Source organism: Burkholderia sp. WSM2232, from assembly GCF_000472545.1.
Lineage (GTDB): Bacteria > Pseudomonadota > Gammaproteobacteria > Burkholderiales > Burkholderiaceae > Paraburkholderia.
In genome coordinates this window covers 1-20,641 of sequence record NZ_AWZV01000030.1, presented here as the reverse complement: position 1 = coordinate 20,641, position 20,641 = coordinate 1, and the positions used below count along the sequence as shown (strand labels likewise).

The following is a 20,641-nucleotide window of genomic DNA, read 5'->3' as shown; positions in this document are numbered from 1 at the left end:
TCAGTATGTCAACCGAGACTGCGGTTGCCGAAAATGAGCGCGGACAGCAGCCATGAAACGATGCTGTACAGAATCGAGCCGAAGAACGCCGACCAGAACCCCGATACTTCGAACCCCTTCAGCAGCGACGCGCAAAGCCAGAAACACAGCGCGTTGACCACCAGAATGAAGAGCCCGAGCGTGAGAATCGTGACGGGCAGCGTCAACAGGATCAGCACCGGCCGCAGGATCGTATTGATCAGGCCGAGCACCACCGCGACAATCAGCGCGGTGCCGAAACTGCGGATATGGATCGACGGAACGAGGTAGGTAATGATCAGGAGCGCCAGCGCATTGATCAGCCAGGTCAGCAGCACGGTCATGTAAAGCTCCTTGCAGGCAGAATGTCCGCTTAACGATGGTTTAACGATGGAAAGCAGGCATGGCGAACAAAGCGGCGCATGCGCGCCGCCCCGTCGTCATACCGTCATGCTTTCCGGCCGCCCGCGCGCTCGCGCGCGGCAGGCGTACGGCAACGCACGTGCTTAGTAGCGGTAATGGTTCGGCTTGAACGGACCGTTCTTTTCGACGCCGATGTAGCTCGCCTGCGCGTCCGACAGCTCGGTCAGGTGTGCGCCAATGCGCGCGAGATGCAGGCGCGCCACCTTCTCGTCCAGGTGCTTCGGCAGCACGTACACGCGGTTTTCGTACTTGTCGCCCTGCGTGAACAGTTCGATCTGCGCGAGCGTCTGATTGGTGAACGAGTTCGACATCACGAACGACGGGTGGCCGGTCGCGCAACCCAGATTCACGAGGCGGCCTTCGGCCAGCAGGATGACGCGCTTGCCGTCCGGGAAAATGATGTGGTCGACCTGCGGCTTGATGTTTTCCCACTGGTACTGGCGCGTCGACGCTACGTCGATTTCCGAATCGAAGTGACCAATGTTGCAGACGATCGCGTTGTGGCGCATCGCCTTCATGTGGTCGTGGTTGATCACGTGGTAGTTGCCGGTCGCCGTCACGAAGATGTCGGCCTTGTCAGCCGCATATTCCATCGTCACGACGCGGTAGCCTTCCATTGCCGCCTGCAATGCGCAGATCGGGTCGATTTCCGTGACCCACACGGTCGCGCCGAGGCCGCGCAGCGACTGCGCGCAGCCCTTGCCCACGTCGCCGTAACCTGCCACGACCGCAATCTTGCCCGCGATCATCACGTCGGTTGCGCGCTTGATGCCGTCCACCAGCGACTCGCGGCAGCCATACAGGTTGTCGAACTTGGACTTGGTGACCGAGTCGTTCACGTTGATGGCCGGGAACGGCAGGCGCCCTTCCTTTTCCATCTGATACAGACGGTGCACGCCGGTCGTCGTCTCTTCCGTGACGCCCTTGATGTGCGAAAGACGCGTGGAATACCACGTCGGATCGGCATCCAGATGACGCTCGATCGACTTGTACAGCGCAACTTCTTCCTCGTTGGTCGGCTTGGCGATCACCGAGCGGTCTTTCTCCGCTTTCGAGCCGAGAATCAGGAGCAGCGTCGCGTCGCCGCCGTCGTCCAGAATCATGTTGGCGAACTCGCCGTTCGGCCATTCGAAGATGCGGTGCGAGAATTCCCAGTATTCGTCGAGCGACTCGCCCTTGAACGCGAACACCGGCGTGCCGGCCTTGGCGATGGCGGCGGCCGCGTGGTCCTGCGTCGAGAAGATGTTGCACGAGGCCCAGCGCACGTCCGCGCCCAGCGCGGTCAGCGTTTCGATGAGCACGCCGGTTTGAATCGTCATGTGCAGAGAGCCGGCGATGCGCGCGCCCTTCAGCGGCTGCTGCGCCTTGTATTCGTCGCGCGTTTGCATGAGACCGGGCATTTCGGTCTCGGCAATCGTGAGTTCCTTGCGGCCCCAGTCGGCAAGCGACATGTCGGCAACGAGGTAGTCCTGGGAATTTTTGGAATCGATAACTGCGGCGTTCATCACGCCCTCCTTTCTAAGTAGTGACTAGAAATTTGACGTGAGCGCGGTTCGATGCGGTTGGCGGACAGCGCGACAGCGCATCCGGACCCTCCGATTGAAGCCTTCGAGCCTGGCGGGCGGCCGGCGAATATGCGGAATTCGCGGTACCCGTCGCAACGCTCCTCGAAGACGAACGGCGATTGTAGCAAATCGGGATGGCGGTGGGGCGCGCGGATTCTTGGGCGACACGTGGTTTTTCTTGACGACGCACGGATTCTCGTCACGATCAGCGGATTCTCGTGACGACACGCGGACTCAGGTGCGGCGTTGGGGTTTGCCGGCTTTGTTAAGCGCCTTGTGTGCCGCTTTGCCTCACGCTGCCCGCAGCGCCTTGTCCAAAGCCGTGCTAGTGCCGCCCAGAGGCAGAACCCGCGGGCAAAAGCGGTCCCACCGCCATTCTTACCCCGCGCTCATCTACCCCGCTCACGCCGCCGGAGCGCCGCTGGCCGCATGCGCAGCCGCCTCCGCCTCCACGCACGCGCGGCGCACCTGGCCGATTCCCGCTCGCGCCCTGTCGAGAAAGCGCTGTGAAACGCAGAAGGCGTCGGCGACGTCGGCGGGATCGGGCTTGAGCCAGCCGAACGCGATCCGGAAATAGCGCTCCGCGTGAATATTCGTGTGGTAATGCATGCGCACGCGCTTGGCGTCCTGCAAACGCGGATTGCCGAAAACCTCGCGCAGCGCCCACGAAAACGCGCCGTCCTCGCCGCCCAGACGGCGAAACGCCTGATCCATCGGAAAGCCGCCGAGCGCGGCGAATGCAGCCCGTCGCACGACCAGGCTGCTAGGGACCGTGTTGCTCAGGGTGGCCGCGTGCTGGGCAAAATCGGGGTGCGCGCAGATTTCGGCCGGGAACCCCGCATAGTCGACGTCGAGCCGCACCGACACCCGTGCGGGGTTATGCGCGAAGAATGCGCGGGCCGCCGCGAGCGCGCCGGGCAGGTATTCGTCGTCGGCATCCAGAAAGGCGAGTAGATCGTGCGACGCGTGCAGCGCGCCCCAGTTGCGCGCCCGCGCCGCGCCGCCGTTCTCGGGCATGCGCAGCAACTGAACGCGCGGATCGCAGCGCGCATAGTGCAGAACGAGCTGTGCGGACGCATCGGTCGAAGCGTCATCCACCACGATGATTTGCGCCGCCTCCGGCTGCGCGCTGCAGCTTTGCAGCGCGCGAGCAAGAGTCGCCGCGCCGTTGTAGCAGGGAATTACGATGCAGATGCCGGAGTCAGGCGTCATGGGCGGAATGCGGCGGACGGCGAGAGCGGAAAGCGCCGATGGTAGCGCGCGGGGTGCGCCGCTCATCCCGATAAAGCTCGGCAGCTTGAGTCATGTCGAAAACGCGGCGTTGCGGCCTCGCGGCCATAAAAGGCATGACTTACAATCGTCCGGTTCATTCCAATATGGAATCTGGAGCCGACCGTGGAACTGCGTGCGCTGCGCTATTTCGTCGAAGTCGTTCGTCAGCAGAGTTTCACTGTCGCCGCCGAGCAGATGTTCGTCACCCAACCCACCATCAGCAAGATGGTGAAGTCGCTCGAAGACGAAATCGGCTCGCCCCTGCTGCTGCGCGACGGGCGGCAGATGGTCTTGACGGACGCCGGCCGCATCGTCTATCAGCGCGGCCAGGAGGTGCTCGCCGCGCACGCGCAGTTGCAGGCGGAGCTCAACGACCTGGGCACGCTCGGCCACGGCGAACTCACCATCGGTATTCCGCCGATGGGCGGGTCGCTGTTCACGCCGGCCATCGCCACGTTCCGGCAGCGCTACCCGAAAATCGAACTGAAGCTGTTCGAGCAAGGCTCGCGCGCCATCGAGACCGCGCTCATCAACGGTGAACTCGAACTGGGCGGGGTGCTGCAGCCAGTGGACCCGGACAACATTGAGGTGCTGCCCATCACGCGCCAGTTGCTGTGGCTCGTGGCGCGCACCGGCTCGCGCTGGGACGAATTGCGCGAAGTGCCGCTCGCGCAACTCGCGAACGAGCCGTTCGTGTTCTATGGCGAGAGCCTCGCGCTCAACGACGTGGTGCTGGGCGCGTGCCGCACGGCCGGCTTCACGCCGACTATCGTCGGGCGCAGCGGACACTGGGATTTCATGGCGGCGCTGGTGCTCGCGGGCGTCGGCATTGCGCTGTTGCCCGCGCCTTATTGCCGCCGCCTAGATGCCGCGCAGTTCACCTGCCGGCCGGTCGTGGAACCGGAGATTCCGTGGGAAATGGCAATCGGCTGGCGTCGCGACGGTTATCTATCGCACGCCGCGCGCGCCTGGCTGGAGGTCGCCCGCGAGACGCTGCCCGGCCGCGCCGGCGACGATCTGATGCTCGGCCTGACGGGCATCGCCGCGCCGCTTCAGGCGGTACGGCCGGAATGACGGTTTGGGTGGCGCGCGGCCGGGCGCTCATGCGGCGTCGGCTGTCGGCACCGTCGGCCGCGCCGCCGCGCCTTGCAATTGCACCGCGTCCACCGCGTCCACCGCTCGCGGCTGCTTGCGGCTCGCCGTGATCAGTTCGGCTGCGCGTTCGCCGATCATCACCGTAGGCGCATTCGTATTGCCGCCGATCAACGTCGGCATTACCGATGCATCGACGACCCGCAGCCCCGCGACGCCTCGCACGCGCAACTGCGGATCCACCACCGAGCGCGCGTCGCCGCCCATCCGGCAGGTGGCGACCGGGTGATAGATCGTATCCGCATGCTCGGCGATGGTCCGGCGCAATTGCTCGTCGGTCTGGCCCGGCCGCGTGTACAGCTCGCGGCCGCCGTGCAGCGCGAGCGACGGCGCGTCGAGAATGCGCCGCGCCATGTGTACGCCCTCCACCAGCAGATCGAGATCGCGCGAATCGCTGAAAAAACGCGGGTCGATCACCGGCGCCGCGCGCGCATCGGCGTTCGCGAGCGTCACCGTGCCGCGGCTGAACGGCCGCAGCACGCACACATGCAGCGAATAGCCGTGGCCCCAATGCATGTGCCGGTTATGGTCGTCGACCAGAGCCGCGCAGAAGTGCAGTTGCAGGTCGGGCCGCTCGAGCGTGGGCCTGCTCTTCAGAAAGCCGCCCGCCTCGGCAACATTGCTCGACAGCATGCCGCGGCCATGGCGCATGAACGAGACGAACTGCGGCACCATTCGCGCAATGCCGCGCACGGAAAAGCCGGTCGGCTCGATTGACGAGACCCGCTTGTTGATTGTGAAATCGACGTGATCGATCAGATTCTGGCCGACCTCGGGCGCGTCGTGCACGACTTGTATGTCATGCGCCTGCAGATGCTCGGCTGGTCCGATGCCCGAGCACATCAGCAGTTGCGGCGAATTGAACGCGCCGGCCGCCAGTATGACTTCGGCGCGCGCGCTCAGCGTTTCGCGGCGGCCGCCGCGCACCACATCCACGCCGCTCGCGCGCTTGTCCCTGAAGACCACGCGCAGCACGGTGGCGTCCGCGATGGTGTGGAGATTGGCGCGCTCGCGGTCGTAGATATACGCGCGCGCCACGCTGCAACGCCGGCCGTCGCGCTGCGTGACCTGATAAAAGCCGATGCCCTCCTGATCCGCGCCGTTGAAGTCGTCGTTCGGCTGGTAGCCCGCTTCCAGCGCGGCCTGCACGAAACGTTTCGAAAACGGATTGCGGTACCGCAGGTCCGACACGGTGAGCGGGCCGCTGTCGCCGTGCCACGCGCTCGCGCCGCGCTCGTTGCCCTCGGCGCGGCGGAAATACGGCAGCACGTCCTGCCACGACCAGCCTTCACAGCCGAGTTGCGCCCATTCGTCGTAATCCAGCGGATGGCCGCGCGTGTAGATCATCGCGTTGATCGCACTCGACCCGCCCAAGCCACGCCCGCGCGGCTGATAACCCTGGCGGCCCGCCAGACCGGGCTGCGGCGTCGTCAGATAGCCATAGTTGGTTTTGAGCCGGTACGGCACCACCGCGGCGACGCCCACCGGCATGTTCACGAAGAGGTTGCGCTTCGTGTGCGGGCCCGCCTCGATCAGCGCGATTGTCGCGTCCGGACAGTTGTCCGCGAGACGGCTCGCGAGCGCGCAGCCGCCCGACCCGGCGCCGACGATGATGTAGTCGTATTCCATCGCTCCTCCTGATGGGCTGCGTTGTCCGCACGCCCTGTCTCGTGCACACTTGTCTACGTGTGTTTCCCGGCATTGTAGGGAGGCTTCCAGTGCCGCGGCAGCTTCGCGTCAGAGCGATTACTCTAAACGCAAGCGCCCTCGCGCCCCTATGATGAAAGACCCGCAGGCGCCCGCCGGAAGGCCGCTGGCGGCATTCAAACAGCGGCTCGCGCACAGCGCGCCGGCAGCGCGCGGCAGACACGCGGCGATCAAACGACGCTCGAGCAACGGTCGAACGGCACTCAATCGGCGCAGCCCGAACCCTGCCGGCCACCGCGTGTGCAAAGCGCATCGAGGGCACACCATGCCGCGCGGGAAACGCGCCGACGAGCCTGCCGCGACCTGCGGCGAACGGAGACAGCAGATGCAACGCCATAGCTTCGGCCAGACTCACGACGTCACCAATCAGGTGCCGCCGCTCGCGGACTACAACCTTTTTTCCACCGACGCCGCGCTCGCGAACGCACTCGAACGCGACGGCGCTGCATGGCATCGCGACGCATTGCTGCGCCACGGCGCGGCGCTCACCGCGCCGGACACGCTCGCACTCGCCGAGCTTGCCAATCGTCACACGCCCGAACTGGTCACGCATAGCCCGCGTGGCGAGAGGATCGACGCGCTCGAGTTCCATCCCGCGTGGCACGAGCTACTCGCGCTGTTGCGACGCGAGAGGCTGCACGCGCTGCCGTTCTCCGACCCGCGGCCCGGCGCAATGGCCGCACGCTGCGCGGGCTACTTTCTGCACGCGCAGATCGAATCGGGCTCGCTGTGTCCGTTGACCATGACGTTCGCGAGCATTCCGGTATTGCAGCGTGAACCACAACTCTTCGACACGCTGCGCGACAAGCTGTATGCGCGCGAGCACGACCCGCGCGACCTGCCCCTCGCGCAAAAGCATTCCGCGATGATCGGCATGGGCATGACCGAAAAACAGGGCGGCTCGGACGTGCGCAGCAACCAGACCCAGGCGCGCGCGATTGCCGCCGGCGGGCGCGGCGGCGCTTATGAACTCATCGGGCACAAATGGTTTTTCTCGGCGCCGCAATGCGACGCTCATCTGGTGCTGGCGCGCACGCACGATCACGTCGGGCTCTCGTGCTTCTTCGTGCCGCGCTTCACGCCCGACGGCAGCAAGAACGCGGTGCAGATCCAGCGTCTGAAAGACAAGCTCGGCAACCGCTCGAATGCGAGCAGCGAAGTCGAGTTCCTCGACGCATTCGGCATCATGATCGGCGACGAAGGGCGTGGTGTGCCGACCATCATCGAAATGGCGAACTACACGCGGCTCGATTGCGTGATCGGCAGCGCGGCGCTGATGCGGGCGGCGCTCGTGCAGGCGATCCATCATGCGCGCCACCGCAGCGCGTTCGGCCGCCGTCTCGCCGACCAGCCGTTGATGCGCAACGTGCTGGCCGACCTCGCGCTGGAGTCCGAAGCGGCCACCGTGCTGTTCATGCGGCTCGCGCACGCGTTCGAGCAGTCTGCGGACGCCGCGCGGGCAACCTCCACCGCCAGTTCCACGGCCAGTTCGGCGGCCAGTTCGGCGGCCAGTTCCACGGCGACGCTCGCCGAACGCGCGTGGCGGCGCATCGTGACACCCGCTGCGAAATACTGGGTCTGCAAGCGCACGCTCGAATTCACCGGCGAGGCGATGGAAGTGTGGGGCGGCAACGGCTATGTCGAGACCGGCCCGATGGCGCGCTTCTACCGCGAGGCGCCCGTCAACTCGATCTGGGAAGGCTCGGGCAACGTGATGTGCCTCGACGTGCTGCGCGCGATGGAGCGCGAACCCGAAGCGGCACAGGCGCTATTCGCGCAATGGCAGGCCAACGCCGCCGCGCATCCGGCGTTGGGCGCCGCGCTCGGCAAGCTCGCCGCGACCTTGAACGGGCCCGCCGAACATCGCGAGGCCTCGGCGCGGCGCATCGCGCAGCAAATCGTGCTGATTGCGCAGGCCACGCTGCTCGTCGCGCACGCGCCGGCCGCCGTGGCCGAGGCGTTCATCGCCACGCGTCTTGCTGACGGCTGCGGCGAAAGCGGCCGCGTGTACGGCACGCTGCCCGCTACGCTCGATCATGCGGCAATTATCGAAAGGGCTTTTCCGGCTTGAGATTCAAACACTGACAACATCTATAAGCGCGCGGCCCGAGCGCGCCTCTTTCATCAGGGAGTAGTGAACAATGAAGAACGATCTGACGGAAGTCGCCGCGCTCGAAGCGCTGCTTTGCGAGCAGCGCCAAGCGTATTGGCGCGCGCCGTATCCGTCGTGGGAAACACGCGCAGCACACCTGAGAGCCCTGCGCAAAGTGCTGCTCGACAATCGCGACGCGCTCGCCCACGCGATGAGCGCCGACTTCGGCAATCGCGCGAGGCAGGAAGTGCTGCTCGCCGAATTCCTGCTGCTGAAGGGGGAAATCGACGCGGCGCTGCGGCACGGCAAACGGTGGATGAAAGCGCAGCGCCGCAGCACCAACAAGTGGCTGTTGCCCGCGCGCGCGAAGGTGGTGCCGCAGCCGCTCGGCGTGGTCGGCATTATCGTGCCGTGGAACTATCCGGTCCTGCTGGCCGCCGGGCCGCTCATCAGCGCGCTCACTGCCGGCAATCGCGCCATTATCAAGATGTCGGAACTGACGCCGCGCACGTCCGCGTTGTTCGAGAAGCTGATAGGCGAGACCTTTGCTCGCGACCATGTCGCTGTGGTGAACGGCGACGCCGCGCTGGCCGCCGCGTTCAGCGCGCAGCCATTCGATCATTTGCTGTTTACCGGGTCGACGAAAATCGGCCATGAAGTAATGCGTGCGGCGGCCGCCAATCTGACGCCCGTCACGCTGGAGCTCGGCGGCAAATCGCCTGCGATCATCGGCGCGCACGCGCGTTTTGACAATGCCGTGGATAACCTCATCGCCGGGAAAACGCTCAACGCCGGGCAGACCTGCGTCGCGCCCGACTACGTGCTGGTGCCGCGCGGCAAGGAGCAGGCTTTCATCGACCGGGCGCGGGTCCGAATGGCGCAGATGTATCCGGGCTTCGCGCGGAACCCGGACTACACGTCGATCATTTCCTCGCGGCACTTCGAGCGGCTCGAGCGTCTCGCAGACGAAGCCGCAGCCGCGGGCGCGCAACTGCATCCGTTGACCGACTGCGGGCCCGATGCCGCCAGCCGGCGCTTTGCGCCTGTGGTCGTGACGAATACTCCTGAAGGGTGTGCGCTGATGCAGGAGGAGATCTTCGGCCCGCTGCTGCCCATCGTTGCGTACGACACGCTCGACGAAGCCATCGCCTGGATCAACGCGCGGCCGCGCCCGCTTGCGCTCTACCTGTATGCGGACGACGCCGCGACCATCGAGCGCGTCACGCATGAAACCGTCGCGGGCGGCATGGCAATCAACGAAACGCTGATGCACCTCGCGTGCGAAAGCCTGCCGTTCGGCGGAGTGGGCGCAAGCGGCATGGGCGCGTATCACGGCTACGAAGGCTTCGTGACGTTCTCGAAGATGAAGCCGGTGCTCACGCAGGCGCGTCTGAATGCGCGCGGATGGATCGCGCCGCCCTATGGCAAGCGCGTCGACGCGCTGCTCAAACTGATGATGCGGTTCTGAGGGGCGAGCTGCGGTGCGGAAGCGTGGGGCGGCGTGCCTGATGTGGCCCGATCAGCGCCCGCCCGCTCCTCCCTCCACATCGACCGCGACGACATCGGTGACATCGTCGGCGCGGCCCTTCGCGCCGCCCGGCGCGGCATGCGGCGGCTCGTGCTCCGCCCCGCTTTCCAGCCGATGCAGCCACGCCAGCAATTCCGCCACCGCCTGATACAGCTGCGGCGGAATGCGTGCGTCGAGGTCCACCTGCATCAGCAGCGAGACCATTTCCGGCGCCTCATGCACGTACAGCCCGGCTTCCTTCGCGCGCTGCACGATCATCTCGGCCAGCATGCCGTAACCCTTGGCGATCACGCGCGGAGCGGCGTCGCCGCCGTGGGCGTCGTAGACGAGCGCAGCCGCGCTGCGGCGATGTTTGCGGCTCATCACATGTCCCAGTCGAAATCGTCGAGCGGAGCGCGCGAATTCCTCGCCGACGCCGCGCTGGCAGCGGCCGACGCCGCAGCCGCAGCCCTGGCGCCCGCCGAAGCCGAACGCGCATACGCCGACGCCGCCGCCTGAGCCGTCGCGGCCCCCGCTGCAGCGCCCGTGGCAGGCGCGCCGCCGCCAATTTCGCGAATCGTCAAACCATGCAACTGGATGCCCGCCGCCGCGAGCCGCTGACGAAAGTTCTCGCCCTGCACCGCAAGACGCGCCGCGCCCTCGGGGCTCGCCTGCACGCGCGCGACGAGGCGCATGCCGGTCAGGGTCAATTCGGCGTCGACGGTGCCAAGCGTGGGCAGGGAGAGCGTGAGCCGCGTGCGCCACGGCTGATCGTCTTCGCTCGCCGCACCGCCGCCGCCGCGGTCCCACTCGTCGCCTTCCTGTTCGATGGTCCAGTCGAGTTTCGCGCCCGGCCAGGCTTCGCCGGTCCAGCGAAACTGCCCCGTTGCGAGCAGGTCGAGCTGCTGACGCACCAGCGGCACCGTGGCCGGATGAACCGCGGCGGCTTGCGCCGTCTGCGCCGTGCTGCCGTCGGCGGCTGCGGAGGCCGCGTTGTGCAGATCCGCATGCGTGGACTGACCGTTCAGGTCGGACAGCGAGCTCGCCAGCACCTCACCCGCGACAAACCGCGCGGCGTGCGCGGTGTCGATCGACGGCATGGCGCGCGCGGCGCTCATGCCGGCATTTGCATTGGCAGCGTTGGCGGCATTGGCGGCGTTCGGATTCCCCGCACCCGCCGCGCCGGCCGGGCCGTTCTGCGCCGCACCCATGCCCGGCCTGCCGGCGGCGGAAGCAGACGCCGCCTCCCCGGCCGTGCCGCCCAGGTTCAGCGGCAATTGCGCGGCCGCCGCCACGAGCTTGTTCTGCGCCTCGCCGGCGAGCGTTTCCGGTGCGCGCTGGCCGCTTAGCCATTGCGAAAGATGCGCTTCGTAAAAGAGACCGCTGTCGCTGACTGTCTGCGAAAGGGCAGCCGCAAGCGCCGCCACGGGCACCTGCGCCGCCGCGACATTCGCTGTGGCAGCAGAAGCGGCGGGGTTCGCAGCAGTGCTGGAAGTCGCGGGCGCGCCGAACGGCGGCGCGGCGCCGACTTCGACGTCGAGCGCGGGCGCGGCGGGCCAGATCGGCGTCTGGCCGACTATCGCGGGCGTCGCCTCGCCGCCCGAACGCACGATCGCGTTCAGCGTGAGCGCGACGGCGGACAGCGCCGTCTGCGTGGAAGGCTGGGGTGGTGCGGGCGGGGCGACGGGAGCAACGGTGGTCGGCGCCTCCCCGACGTCCGCCGCGCCGGTCTGCGTGGTAGCGGCGCTGCCAGGGCCAATGTTCAGCAGGCTGTCGATGCGGGTCGCAAGCAGCGATGCGAGAGCCGTGTCGATTCCGTTCATGCCGATTCCTTGGTCACATTGGCGGCGGCGCGCTCAAATTGGTTCAGTTGGACGCCGTGGGACTATCTCGCGGCCACCTTCAGCGCGCCCCGTACAGCTCCTTGAGCACCCGCGAGGGCCGCCCGCCGAACAAGGCCGACAGCTTGGCAAGGCTCGGATTGGCCAGATCGCGGATCGCGGCGTCGTCGGCGAGAATCTGCCGGATCAGCGCGTACTTGCGCAGGCGCTCCGTCTCGTCGAGCTTGACGCCGGTCTCCGCCTCTTTCAGCGCGTCCACCAGTTGCCGGTATTCTTCCTGCAGGTGAACCAGGTCGTTCCACAACGCACGTCGGGCGGCCGTCAGCATGCGGCACGACAGCGCTGCGATGGCCTCGTAGCGGGCAAAGTATTCTGCGTTCGATGTCATCTCATGCTTTCCGCGGCCGGCTGGGCCGCCATCCGCGCGATCTCCGGGGCAATCCCGATCCATGCTTCTTCAAGCGTCGCCAGAAGACCGTCGACCTCGACCAGCATTGCCTCACTCGCTTTTATATTGGCTTCCAGCAGCCGGCGCGACATGTAGCTATATAGCGCGTTCAGCCGCTGCGCAATCTCGCCGCCAACCTCCAGGTTGAGCGACTGTTGCAGCCCGCTTTCGACGATCTGAATCGCCTTGCCGATCGCCTCTCCACGACCGGATACATTGCCCTGCTGCACGTGCATGCGCGCTTGCGCGATGGCTTGCCTCGCCCCCTGATACAACATCACGATCAGACGATGCGGACTCGCGCCCATCACCCCTGTCTCGACGCCCACGCGTGCGTACGCATTGGCTCCAGAGTGTCCTGGGGAAAACATCGGCGCTCCTCCTCAATTGCAACTACGGTTGGTCGTGGCAGCCCACCCGGATGCGTTGCCGCAACCCGGATTCATGCCTGTATCTGGTTATCGGATACGCAGCGAAAAAGCTTTAGGCCAGTGTAAGGAGGATTAAGGGCTCAGGCGGCGCGAGCACGCCTTGTGGCGCGCATGCGCGTGCGGACGGGCGTTTGCGGCCACAGCGGGCAGAAATTCTTGCCGCCGTGGACCGCAGTGGCGTTCAGACCTGCATCTGCATGATGTCGTTGTAGGCGGAGACCAGCTTGTTGCGCACCTGCAGGCCGAACTGGAAGCCCACGTTGGCCTTCTGCATGTCGACCATCACGTCGTTCAACGACACGTTCGAGGCGCCCATTTCGAAGGCTTGCGATTCGCCGATCGCCTTCGTCTGGTCGCCGCTGATCTTGTCGAGCGAGGCCTTCAGCGCCGACGCAAAGCCGCCGGCCGTGGCCGCGCCGGACTCCCCTGCGGCCGAGGCGCCGCTCGCCGCGGTGCTGCCGCCGGCCGCCTGGGCCGCCATCGAATGCAACTGTTGCAGCGCCGACGAAATCGCGTTCACGGGCAAAGTCATGTTCTCTCCAGTAATGACGAGCGGCACGACCAAACCGTACCGATCTGGACGAAAGCATAGCAGCGGCCTTACGGCGAAAGCCCCGAAACTAGGGGGGAAACCCGGCTCTATTCAAGCAATCGGGCGCGCCTGCCGTGCGGATAATTTCAGTCGTGAAAGTATCTGTCCATACTCCCGCCGGCCGTCGGCGCGGTAGCGCGGCAGAACGCAAAGGCATCCCGGAGAAACCCGACGCATGGATTCGTCAGCCAACTCTTTGATTAACCCCGACGCCCGCATGGGGCTCGCCGGCGCACAGCCCGGCGCGGCCGCGGCGGGCGCCGGCCAGCCCGGCGGCAACGCAGACCTGGGCGGCCTCGGTGGCGGGCTCGGAGGCAATTTCGGCCAGCGCCTGTCGGGCCTCGCGCAGATGCGCGGCAACCCGCGCGCCCCGCTGATCTTCGCGGTGGCGGTGCTCGTCGCGGTGGTGGCGGGCCTGTTCCTGTGGTCGCGCGCGCCGGACTACAAGGTGCTGTACAGCAACCTGTCGGACCGCGACGGCGGCGCCATTATCACGGCGCTGCAGCAGGCGAACATTCCGTACAAGTTCTCCGATGCCGGCGGTGCGATTCTGGTGCCTGCCGAACAGGTCCATGAGATGCGCCTACGCCTTGCATCGCTCGGCCTGCCGAAAAGCGGCTCGGTCGGCTTCGAACTGATGGACAACCAGAAGTTCGGCATCAGCCAGTTTGCCGAGCAGATCAACTATCAGCGCTCGCTCGAAGGCGAGCTGGAACGCACGATCCAGTCCATTTCGTCGGTGAAGTCGGCGCGCGTGCATCTGGCGATTCCCAAGCCCTCCGTATTTGTGCGCGACAAGGAAGCGCCGTCGGCATCGGTGCTCGTCAATCTGTACCCGGGCCGCGCGCTCGACGAAGGCCAGGTGCTCGCGATCACTCACATGGTGTCGTCGGCGGTGCCGGAAATGCCGGTCAAGGGCGTGACCATTCTCGACCAGGACGGCAATCTGCTCACGCAGCCGTCGGTGGGCGGCGGGCTCGACGCGTCGCAACTGAAGTACCGCCAGCAGATCGAGCGCAATACCCAGCAGCGCATCGACGCGATCCTCGCGCCGCTGTTCGGCGCCGGCAACGCGCATTCGCAGGTGAGCGCCGACATCGACTTCTCGCGCAGCGAGCAGACCTCGGAAGCCTATGGCCCGAACGGCAACCCGCAACAGGCGGCGATTCGCAGCCAGCAGTCCAGCACGGCGACCGAAATGTCGCAAGGCGGCGCCTCCGGCGTGCCCGGCGCGCTGTCAAACCAGCCGCCGCAGCCGGCCTCGGCACCGATCAATGCGCCGAATGGCGCGAGCAGCAGCGTCACCACGACGCCGGTGAGCGACCGCAAGGACATGACGACCAATTACGAGCTCGACAAGACCGTGCGTCACCTCGAGCAGCCGATGGGCGGCATCAAGCGCCTGTCCGTGGCAGTGGTGGTCAACTATCTGCGCGTGGTCGACGGCAAGGGCCGCGCCACCATGCAGCCGGTCAGCGCCGACAAGCTCGCGCAGGTCAACCAGCTCGTGAAGGACGCGATGGGCTTCGACGCGCAGCGCGGCGACTCGGTCAACGTGGTCAACAGCCCGTTCACCGCCGAGCTCGACCCGAACGCGGACCTGCCGTGGTGGCGCACGCCGGACATGCTGGCGCTCTACAAGCAGATCGCGACGTATCTCGGCATCGGCGCGGTGGCCCTGTTCCTCTACTTCGTGATGGTGAAGCCGGCGCTGCGCCGCGCCTTCCCGCCGCCGGAGCCGGTCGTGGCAGCCGCGCTGCCCTCGCCGGACGAGCCGATCTTGCTGGACGGCATTCCGGCCGCGGAGCGCGCCGCCAACGGCAGCGTCGAAATCGACACGGGCGACGCAGAACTGCTCGCGCTCGAAAACGCGAAACACAAATATGAGCGGAACCTGGAGTTCGCGCGCAGCATCGCGCGCCAGGATCCGAAGATCGTTGCAACTGTCGTCAAGAATTGGGTGACCGATGAGCGCTGAAGGCGTAATGAAGAGCGCGCTTCTGCTGATGTCGATCGGCGAGGAAGAAGCTGCGCAGGTGTTCAAGTTCCTTGGACCGCGCGAAGTCCAGAAGATCGGCGTCGCGATGGCCGCCATGAAGGCCGTGACTCGCGAGGAGATCGACGCGGTGCTGCACGAGTTCGTGCGCGAGGCGGAAAAGCACACCGGCATGTCGCTCGACTCCAACGAGTACATCCGTTCCGTGCTGACCAAGGCGCTCGGCGACGACAAGGCCGGCGCGATCATCGACCGGATTCTGCAGGGCAGCGATACGAGCGGTATCGAGGGCCTGAAGTGGATGGACTCGCCGGCCGTCGCGGAACTGATCAAGAACGAGCACCCGCAGATCATCGCGACGATTCTCGTACACCTGGACCGCGATCAGGCGTCGGAAATCGTCTCGTGCTTCACGGACCGTCTGCGTAACGACGTGCTGTTGCGCATCGCCACGCTCGACGGCATCCAGCCGGCCGCGCTGCGCGAACTCGACGACGTGCTCACGCACCTGCTGTCGGGCAGCGACAACCTCAAGCGCAGCCCGATGGGCGGTATTCGCACGGCAGCGGAAATTCTCAACTTCATGTCGAGCAATCACGAGGAAGGCGTTATCGAGAACGTCCGCCAGTACGACGCGGAGCTCGCGCAGAAGATCGTCGATCAGATGTTCGTGTTCGAGAACCTGCTCGACCTGGAAGACCGCGCGATCCAGCTGCTGCTGAAGGAAGTGGAATCCGAGGCGCTGATCATCTCGCTGAAGGGCGCCGCGCCTGCGCTGCGTCAGAAGTTCCTCTCCAACATGTCGCAGCGCGCTGCAGAACTGCTCGCCGAAGACCTCGACGCGCGCGGACCGGTGCGTGTTTCCGAAGTGGAGACGCAACAGCGCCGCATCTTGCAGATCGTGCGCAATCTGGCGGAAAGCGGCCAGATCGTGATTGGCGGCAAGGCGGAAGATGCATATGTCTAATCGCAACTCCGCGGCGAAGGAAAGCCTCTCGGCCTACCAGCGCTGGGAGATGGCCTCGTTCGATCCGGTGCCGCCCGCGCCGCCGAACTCCGAGGCCGACGAAGCCGCGCTCGCCGCCGAACTCGAACGCCTGCGCGAAGCCGCGCACGCACAGGGCATTGCCTCCGGCCATGTGGCCGGTCAGGCGCTCGGCTATCAGGCGGGCTACGAGCAAGGTCATGCGCAAGGCTTCGAGCAGGGTAGAAGCGAAGCGCGCGAGGAGGCCGCACGGCTCGCCGCACTCGCCGAAACCTTCAAGGCCGCGCTCGACGGCGCGCAAGGCGCCATTTCGGAGACGCTCGTCGCGCTCGCGCTCGACATCGCGCAACAGGTGGTGCGCCAGCACGTGCAGCATGACCCGACGGCGCTGATTGCCGCCGCGCGCGAGGTGCTGGCCGCCGAGCCCGCGCTCACGGGCGCGCCCGCGCTGATCGTGAGCCCCGCCGATCTGCCGGTGGTCGAAGCCTATCTGATGGAAGAACTGCAAACGCGCGGCTGGACCGTGCGCACCGATCCGGCAGTCGAGCGTGGCGGCTGCCGCGCGCAGGCCGGCAGCGGCGAAGTGGATGCGGGCATCGAGACACGCTGGGAACGCGTCGCCGCGGCGCTCGGCAAAGTGAGTACATGGTGAAGCCGACCCTCGAGGAAATTCGCGCAAGCGACCTGACGCCGCTCGAACGCGAACTGGCGCTGGCATCGTTCGGCGCTCAGGCGCCCGCGGATACGCTGTTCGCGCACGAGGCTTCGGCGGACGCGGTTGCAGCCGCCCCGGCGGGAGCTCTCGCAGACGCGGTGGCGATGGCAGATGTCGTGACGGGGAGCCACGCGCATCCGCTGACCGGCGCGGCCGCAAGCCGCGAGTCGGCACCCGCTGCCCATACCGGGGCCAGCACGCCGGGCGCCGCGCGCGCCGCGTCCCAGGCAGCGGCGGCCGCGCCGTACGACCCCAGGCTCGACAGCAATCCGCACGTGCAAGCGTGGCGCGGCCAGCTCGACGCCCTGCGCGCGCGCAACGCGATCGCCAAGCCGATGCGCGCCTGCGGACGCCTGACGCGCGCCGCGGGTCTCGTGCTCGAAGCGGTCGGGCTGCGCCTTTCGGTAGGCGCCGAAGTGATGATCGAGCTGCCGCCCGGCAGTTCTCTGCCGATGGCCGAAGCCGAAGTAGTCGGCTTCTCCGGCGACAAACTGTTTCTGATGCCGACCACCGAAGTGATCGGTCTATTGCCCGGCGCGCGGGTCTTCCCGCTCGAGAGCGCGCCCATCGCCGACCCGATGGCGGGCGCGAAGCGCCTGCCGGTCGGCTGGGAACTGCTCGGCCGCGTGCTCGACGCGTCCGGCCGGCCGCTCGACGGTCTCGGCCCGCTCGGCGCGCATGCCGATGCGCCGCTTTCCGCACCGGTCATCAATCCGCTGAACCGCGAGCCGATCCACAAGGTGCTCGACGTCGGCGTGCGCGCGATCAACGCGCTGCTGACCGTCGGACGCGGGCAGCGCATGGGCCTCTTCGCCGGTTCGGGCGTGGGTAAGTCGGTGCTGCTCGGCACGATGGCGCGTTACACCAGCGCCGAAGTGATCGTGATCGGTCTGATCGGCGAACGCGGCCGCGAAGTAAAAGAGTTCATCGAACAGATTCTCGGCGAGGAAGGTCTCGCGCGCTCCGTCGTGATCGCGGCTCCTGCCGACGTTTCGCCGCTTCTGCGGATGCAGGCAGCCGCCTACTCGACCTCGCTCGCCGAATACTTCCGCGACCAGGGCAAGCACGTGCTGCTGCTGATGGATTCGCTCACCCGTTACGCGATGGCGCAGCGCGAAATCGCGCTCGCCGTGGGCGAGCCGCCCGCGACCAAGGGCTATCCGCCTTCGGTGTTCGCCAAGCTGCCCGCGCTCGTTGAACGCACCGGCAACGGTCCGGCGGGCGGCGGCTCGATCACCGCGTTCTATACGGTGCTGACCGAAGGCGACGACCAGCAGGACCCCATCGCCGACTCCGCGCGCGCGATTCTCGACGGCCACATCGTGCTGTCGCGCTCGCTCGCGGAAGCCGGCCACTATCCGGCGATCGACATCGAAGCGTCGATTAGCCGGGCAATGACCGCGCTGATCGACGATAACCATCTGGACAAAACGCGTATGTTCAAGCAGATGCTGTCGCGCTATCAGCGCAACCGCGATCTGATCAACGTGGGCGCTTACTCCAGCGGGCGCGACGCGCTGCTCGACCGCGCCATCGCGCTGTATCCGCGGATGGAAGCCTTCTTGCAGCAAGGCTTTCGCGAGTGCGCGAACTTTGAACCGAGCATCGAGATGCTGGACGCGCTGTTTGCCCAAGGAGGCTGACAATGGCAAAACACTTTCCGATCAAGACGCTGATTGGTCTCGCGCAGGACGACGTCGACGCCGCCGCGCAACGTCTTGGCCGCGCGCAGCGCGAGCGCAACGAAGTCGAGGCGCAGCTGAATTCCCTCGTCCAGTACCGCGACGAATACCACGCGCGTTTCACCGCGACCGCCCAGGCGGGCATGCCCGCCGGCAACATGCGCAATTTCCAGGCGTTCATCGACACGCTCGACGCCGCCATTGAACAGCAACGCAAGCTGCTCGCCGCGGCGACTGCGCGGCTGGAGGCGGCCAAGCCCGACTGGCAGCGTCAGAAGCAGAAGCTCGGCTCGTATGAAGTGCTGCAGGCGCGCGGCGAAGCGGCCGAGGCGAAGACCGTGGCGCGGCGCGATCAGCGCGACGCCGACGAACACGCCGCAAGAATTCTGAGGATGCGCGCGGAAGGCGCCTGACGCCCGCGCCGCCCTTCACTTACTGACCACTGACTCGACACCGTACCCTTTGACGGATTGACAGGACACCTATGTCGTTTCTCTCACAGATCGGCTCGCTGCTCGGCACGAGCGGCAGCAGCTCCGCCAGCAACTCGAGCAATTCCAGCAACGCGGCGGCGCTTGCCGCTGCCAATGCAAAGCCGTTTTCGCGGACCCTGCAGCAAAGCATCGACCTGCAAAATGCTGCGGCGGCAAGTACTGCTGCCAGTGCGGCGGCTGATAACGCTGCCAGCACGTCGGGCGACGTGAACACCGGCGCAAGCCGGCCGTCCGCGGATATGTCGCAGGGCTCCAGCGTGCACGACGCGCCGCCGCCGGACGATTCCGCGACACAGAGCGCCGACGACGCGAAGAGCCACAGCGACGACAGCACCACGACGGACGCGGCGTCTTCCGCCGCGCCGGCGGAGAAGCCGCAACAGGCATCGACGGACAAGGCCGACGCCGCGCCCGCGAAGCCCGCCAATGCGGCGAGTGCCAACGACGCCGGCAGCGCGGCGGCAGCAGCAGCCGCACAGGCCCAGGCTCAAGCCCAGGCTCAGGCCAACGCAAACGCGGCCGCCGATCCGGCCGGCGTGGATCTCGCCGCCGCGACCAACACGGACGCGACGGCGACCGGCGCAGCTACGGATGCCACGGCCCCCGGCCTGCCGGGCAAGAAAGCGCCGACCGATCCCCGCTCGCTGCAGGACTCGTTGCAGGCGGCGTTGGCCGCGCTCGCGAACGGCCAGGCGGTGGTGCCGTCGCAGGCCTTGGCGAGCGGCGCGGCAGCGGCCGCCGCGGCGAACGGTCTGGCGAGCGCGAACGCTGCGCTCAACGACACGACCAGCAAGACGCTCGAAGGCGGATTGTCCGGCGGCGGCAAGGGTGCGGCCGCCGCGCGCGGCGCCATGACGGCGGCGACGACGACGGTTGCCGATCCCAACGCGGCGGCTTCGGCGGCTGCGGCGGGCGCGCTGACGTCGGCAGATACGGCGGGCGCGTTGCCGACGGATCTGGCGTCGTTCAGAAGCGCAACCGACGCGGCGACGGCGGCGCTCGCCGCGAGCCAGGCGGCGGCAAACGCGGCCGCAAGCGCGGCGAGCACGACTGCCGCGGTGCAGACCACGGGCAACGCGAGCGCGGCTGAAGCGGCGAATGCGTTGGGGCCCCAGGTGGGCACGGCCGACTGGGAGGAGGCGTTGAGCCAGAAGGTGGTGTTCCTGTCGAATGCCCATTCGCAGAGCGCCGAGCTAACGTTGAATCCGAAGGATCTCGGGCCGCTGCAGGTGGTGTTGCAGGTGGCCGACAACCATGCGCATGCGTTGTTCGTGTCGCAGCATCAGCAGGTGCGGGAGGCCGTCGAGGCAGCTTTGCCGAAATTGCGCGAGGCGATGGAAGCCAACGGTATCGGGCTTGGCAGCACGAGCGTCAGCGACGGGTTCGCACGCCAGGGCGGGCAGCAGCAGAATGCCGATTCCGGGAGGGCTGGTGGCCGCTCCGCGGGCGGTGGCGATCGGTTTGGGGGTCGTGCTGCTGGCGTGGTTGCCGGTTCTGACGGTGCCGCTGCGCGGCGGACTGTGGGGCTCGTCGATACGTTTGCCTAGTCTTGTTCTTTTCTGGATGGGGCTTTGGGCGTTGACCCCCTTGGCCTTTCCTTGAGGTCACGGTGGTCTATTGGCGTTGCCCCTGTGCGGGGCGGCACTTACTTTCTTTGCCGCCGCAAAGAAAGTAAGCAAAGAAAGCGGGCTCAAACCGCCAGCTCATAAGTGGGTCCCTCG

18 protein-coding genes and 1 riboswitch are annotated in these 20,641 nt (G+C 66.7%); of the genes, 9 read left to right on the top strand and 9 right to left on the bottom strand.

What is annotated here, in order from left to right:
• Positions 1-8: 8 nt before the first annotated feature.
• The 3 genes from F757_RS0124115 to F757_RS0124105 form a co-directional block, all read right to left on the bottom strand.
• Positions 9-362, bottom strand: a complete 354-nt coding sequence (locus F757_RS0124115) for a phage holin family protein (protein WP_013340808.1) — start codon at positions 360-362, stop codon at positions 9-11.
• A 162-nt stretch (positions 363-524) separates the two neighbouring features.
• Positions 525-1,946, bottom strand: coding sequence for an adenosylhomocysteinase (ahcY, locus tag F757_RS0124110; RefSeq protein WP_027213622.1), 1,422 nt, complete (start codon positions 1,944-1,946; stop codon positions 525-527).
• A gap of 32 nt (positions 1,947-1,978) precedes the next feature.
• A riboswitch (S-adenosyl-L-homocysteine riboswitch) is annotated at positions 1,979-2,116 on the bottom strand.
• 292 nt (positions 2,117-2,408) lie between these two features.
• Positions 2,409-3,218 (bottom strand): glycosyltransferase family 2 protein, encoded by an 810-nt coding sequence (locus F757_RS0124105; RefSeq protein WP_027213621.1) that lies wholly within the window; start codon positions 3,216-3,218, stop codon positions 2,409-2,411.
• Positions 3,219-3,401: 183 nt separating this feature from the next.
• Here F757_RS0124105 and F757_RS0124100 point away from each other — a divergent pair, with 183 nt between their 5' ends.
• Positions 3,402-4,352: a LysR family transcriptional regulator gene (locus F757_RS0124100; RefSeq protein ID WP_027213620.1), complete on the top strand. Its 951-nt coding sequence runs from the start codon at positions 3,402-3,404 to the stop codon at positions 4,350-4,352.
• A gap of 27 nt (positions 4,353-4,379) precedes the next feature.
• On the opposite strand, the gene F757_RS0124095 is transcribed toward F757_RS0124100, so the two are convergent.
• A complete protein-coding gene (locus F757_RS0124095; RefSeq protein ID WP_027213619.1) occupies positions 4,380-6,059 on the bottom strand; it encodes a GMC family oxidoreductase in 1,680 nt (559 codons plus the stop codon).
• 403 nt (positions 6,060-6,462) lie between these two features.
• On the opposite strand from F757_RS0124095, the gene F757_RS0124090 reads away from it, so the two are divergent.
• Both F757_RS0124090 and F757_RS0124085 read left to right on the top strand, forming a co-directional pair.
• A complete protein-coding gene (locus tag F757_RS0124090; protein ID WP_027213618.1) occupies positions 6,463-8,208 on the top strand; it encodes an acyl-CoA dehydrogenase family protein in 1,746 nt (581 codons plus the stop codon).
• Between the two features lie 70 nt (positions 8,209-8,278).
• Complete coding sequence (locus tag F757_RS0124085) at positions 8,279-9,697, top strand: coniferyl aldehyde dehydrogenase (protein WP_027213617.1); 1,419 nt, start codon at positions 8,279-8,281, stop codon at positions 9,695-9,697.
• A gap of 51 nt (positions 9,698-9,748) precedes the next feature.
• Here the strand turns inward: F757_RS0124085 and F757_RS0124080 are convergent, their stop codons facing one another.
• From F757_RS0124080 to fliE, 5 genes are all read right to left on the bottom strand, one after another.
• Positions 9,749-10,120 carry an EscU/YscU/HrcU family type III secretion system export apparatus switch protein gene (locus tag F757_RS0124080; protein ID WP_027213616.1) on the bottom strand — a complete coding sequence of 124 codons (372 nt, stop codon included), beginning with the start codon at positions 10,118-10,120 and terminating at the stop codon, positions 9,749-9,751.
• Positions 10,120-11,559, bottom strand: coding sequence for a flagellar hook-length control protein FliK (gene fliK / locus F757_RS0124075; RefSeq protein ID WP_027213615.1), 1,440 nt, complete (start codon positions 11,557-11,559; stop codon positions 10,120-10,122). Before fliK ends, F757_RS0124080 begins: the two co-directional genes overlap by 1 nt.
• Before the next feature lie 79 nt (positions 11,560-11,638).
• The gene (locus F757_RS0124070) at positions 11,639-11,965 is read right to left on the bottom strand and encodes a flagellar protein FliT (RefSeq protein WP_013340817.1); all 327 of its coding nucleotides are present in this window, start codon (positions 11,963-11,965) and stop codon (positions 11,639-11,641) included.
• Positions 11,962-12,396: a flagellar export chaperone FliS gene (fliS, locus tag F757_RS0124065; RefSeq protein WP_013340818.1), complete on the bottom strand. Its 435-nt coding sequence runs from the start codon at positions 12,394-12,396 to the stop codon at positions 11,962-11,964. Before fliS ends, F757_RS0124070 begins: the two co-directional genes overlap by 4 nt.
• Positions 12,397-12,637: 241 nt before the next feature.
• Positions 12,638-12,988, bottom strand: coding sequence for a flagellar hook-basal body complex protein FliE (gene fliE, locus F757_RS0124060; RefSeq protein ID WP_027213614.1), 351 nt, complete (start codon positions 12,986-12,988; stop codon positions 12,638-12,640).
• Positions 12,989-13,223: 235 nt separating this feature from the next.
• Here fliE and fliF point away from each other — a divergent pair, with 235 nt between their 5' ends.
• The 6 genes from fliF to F757_RS0124030 all read left to right on the top strand — a co-directional run bounded on the left by fliF (position 13,224) and on the right by F757_RS0124030 (position 20,467).
• Entirely contained in the window at positions 13,224-15,026 is a 1,803-nt protein-coding gene (gene fliF, locus F757_RS0124055) for a flagellar basal-body MS-ring/collar protein FliF (RefSeq protein WP_027213613.1), read from the top strand.
• Positions 15,016-16,011 carry a flagellar motor switch protein FliG gene (gene fliG / locus F757_RS0124050; RefSeq protein WP_013340821.1) on the top strand — a complete coding sequence of 332 codons (996 nt, stop codon included), beginning with the start codon at positions 15,016-15,018 and terminating at the stop codon, positions 16,009-16,011. Before fliF ends, fliG begins: the two co-directional genes overlap by 11 nt.
• Complete coding sequence (gene fliH / locus F757_RS0124045; protein WP_013340822.1) at positions 15,998-16,681, top strand: flagellar assembly protein FliH; 684 nt, start codon at positions 15,998-16,000, stop codon at positions 16,679-16,681. Before fliG ends, fliH begins: the two co-directional genes overlap by 14 nt.
• Positions 16,675-18,387, top strand: a complete 1,713-nt coding sequence (gene fliI, locus F757_RS0124040; protein ID WP_027213612.1) for a flagellar protein export ATPase FliI — start codon at positions 16,675-16,677, stop codon at positions 18,385-18,387. The genes fliH and fliI overlap by 7 nt, the downstream gene beginning before the upstream one ends.
• Before the next feature lie 2 nt (positions 18,388-18,389).
• Complete coding sequence (gene fliJ, locus F757_RS0124035; protein ID WP_027213611.1) at positions 18,390-18,839, top strand: flagellar export protein FliJ; 450 nt, start codon at positions 18,390-18,392, stop codon at positions 18,837-18,839.
• Positions 18,840-18,910: 71 nt separating this feature from the next.
• On the top strand, positions 18,911-20,467 hold the full coding sequence (locus tag F757_RS0124030; RefSeq protein WP_027213610.1) for a flagellar hook-length control protein FliK: 1,557 nt from the start codon (positions 18,911-18,913) through the stop codon (positions 20,465-20,467).
• Positions 20,468-20,641: the final 174 nt, after the last annotated feature.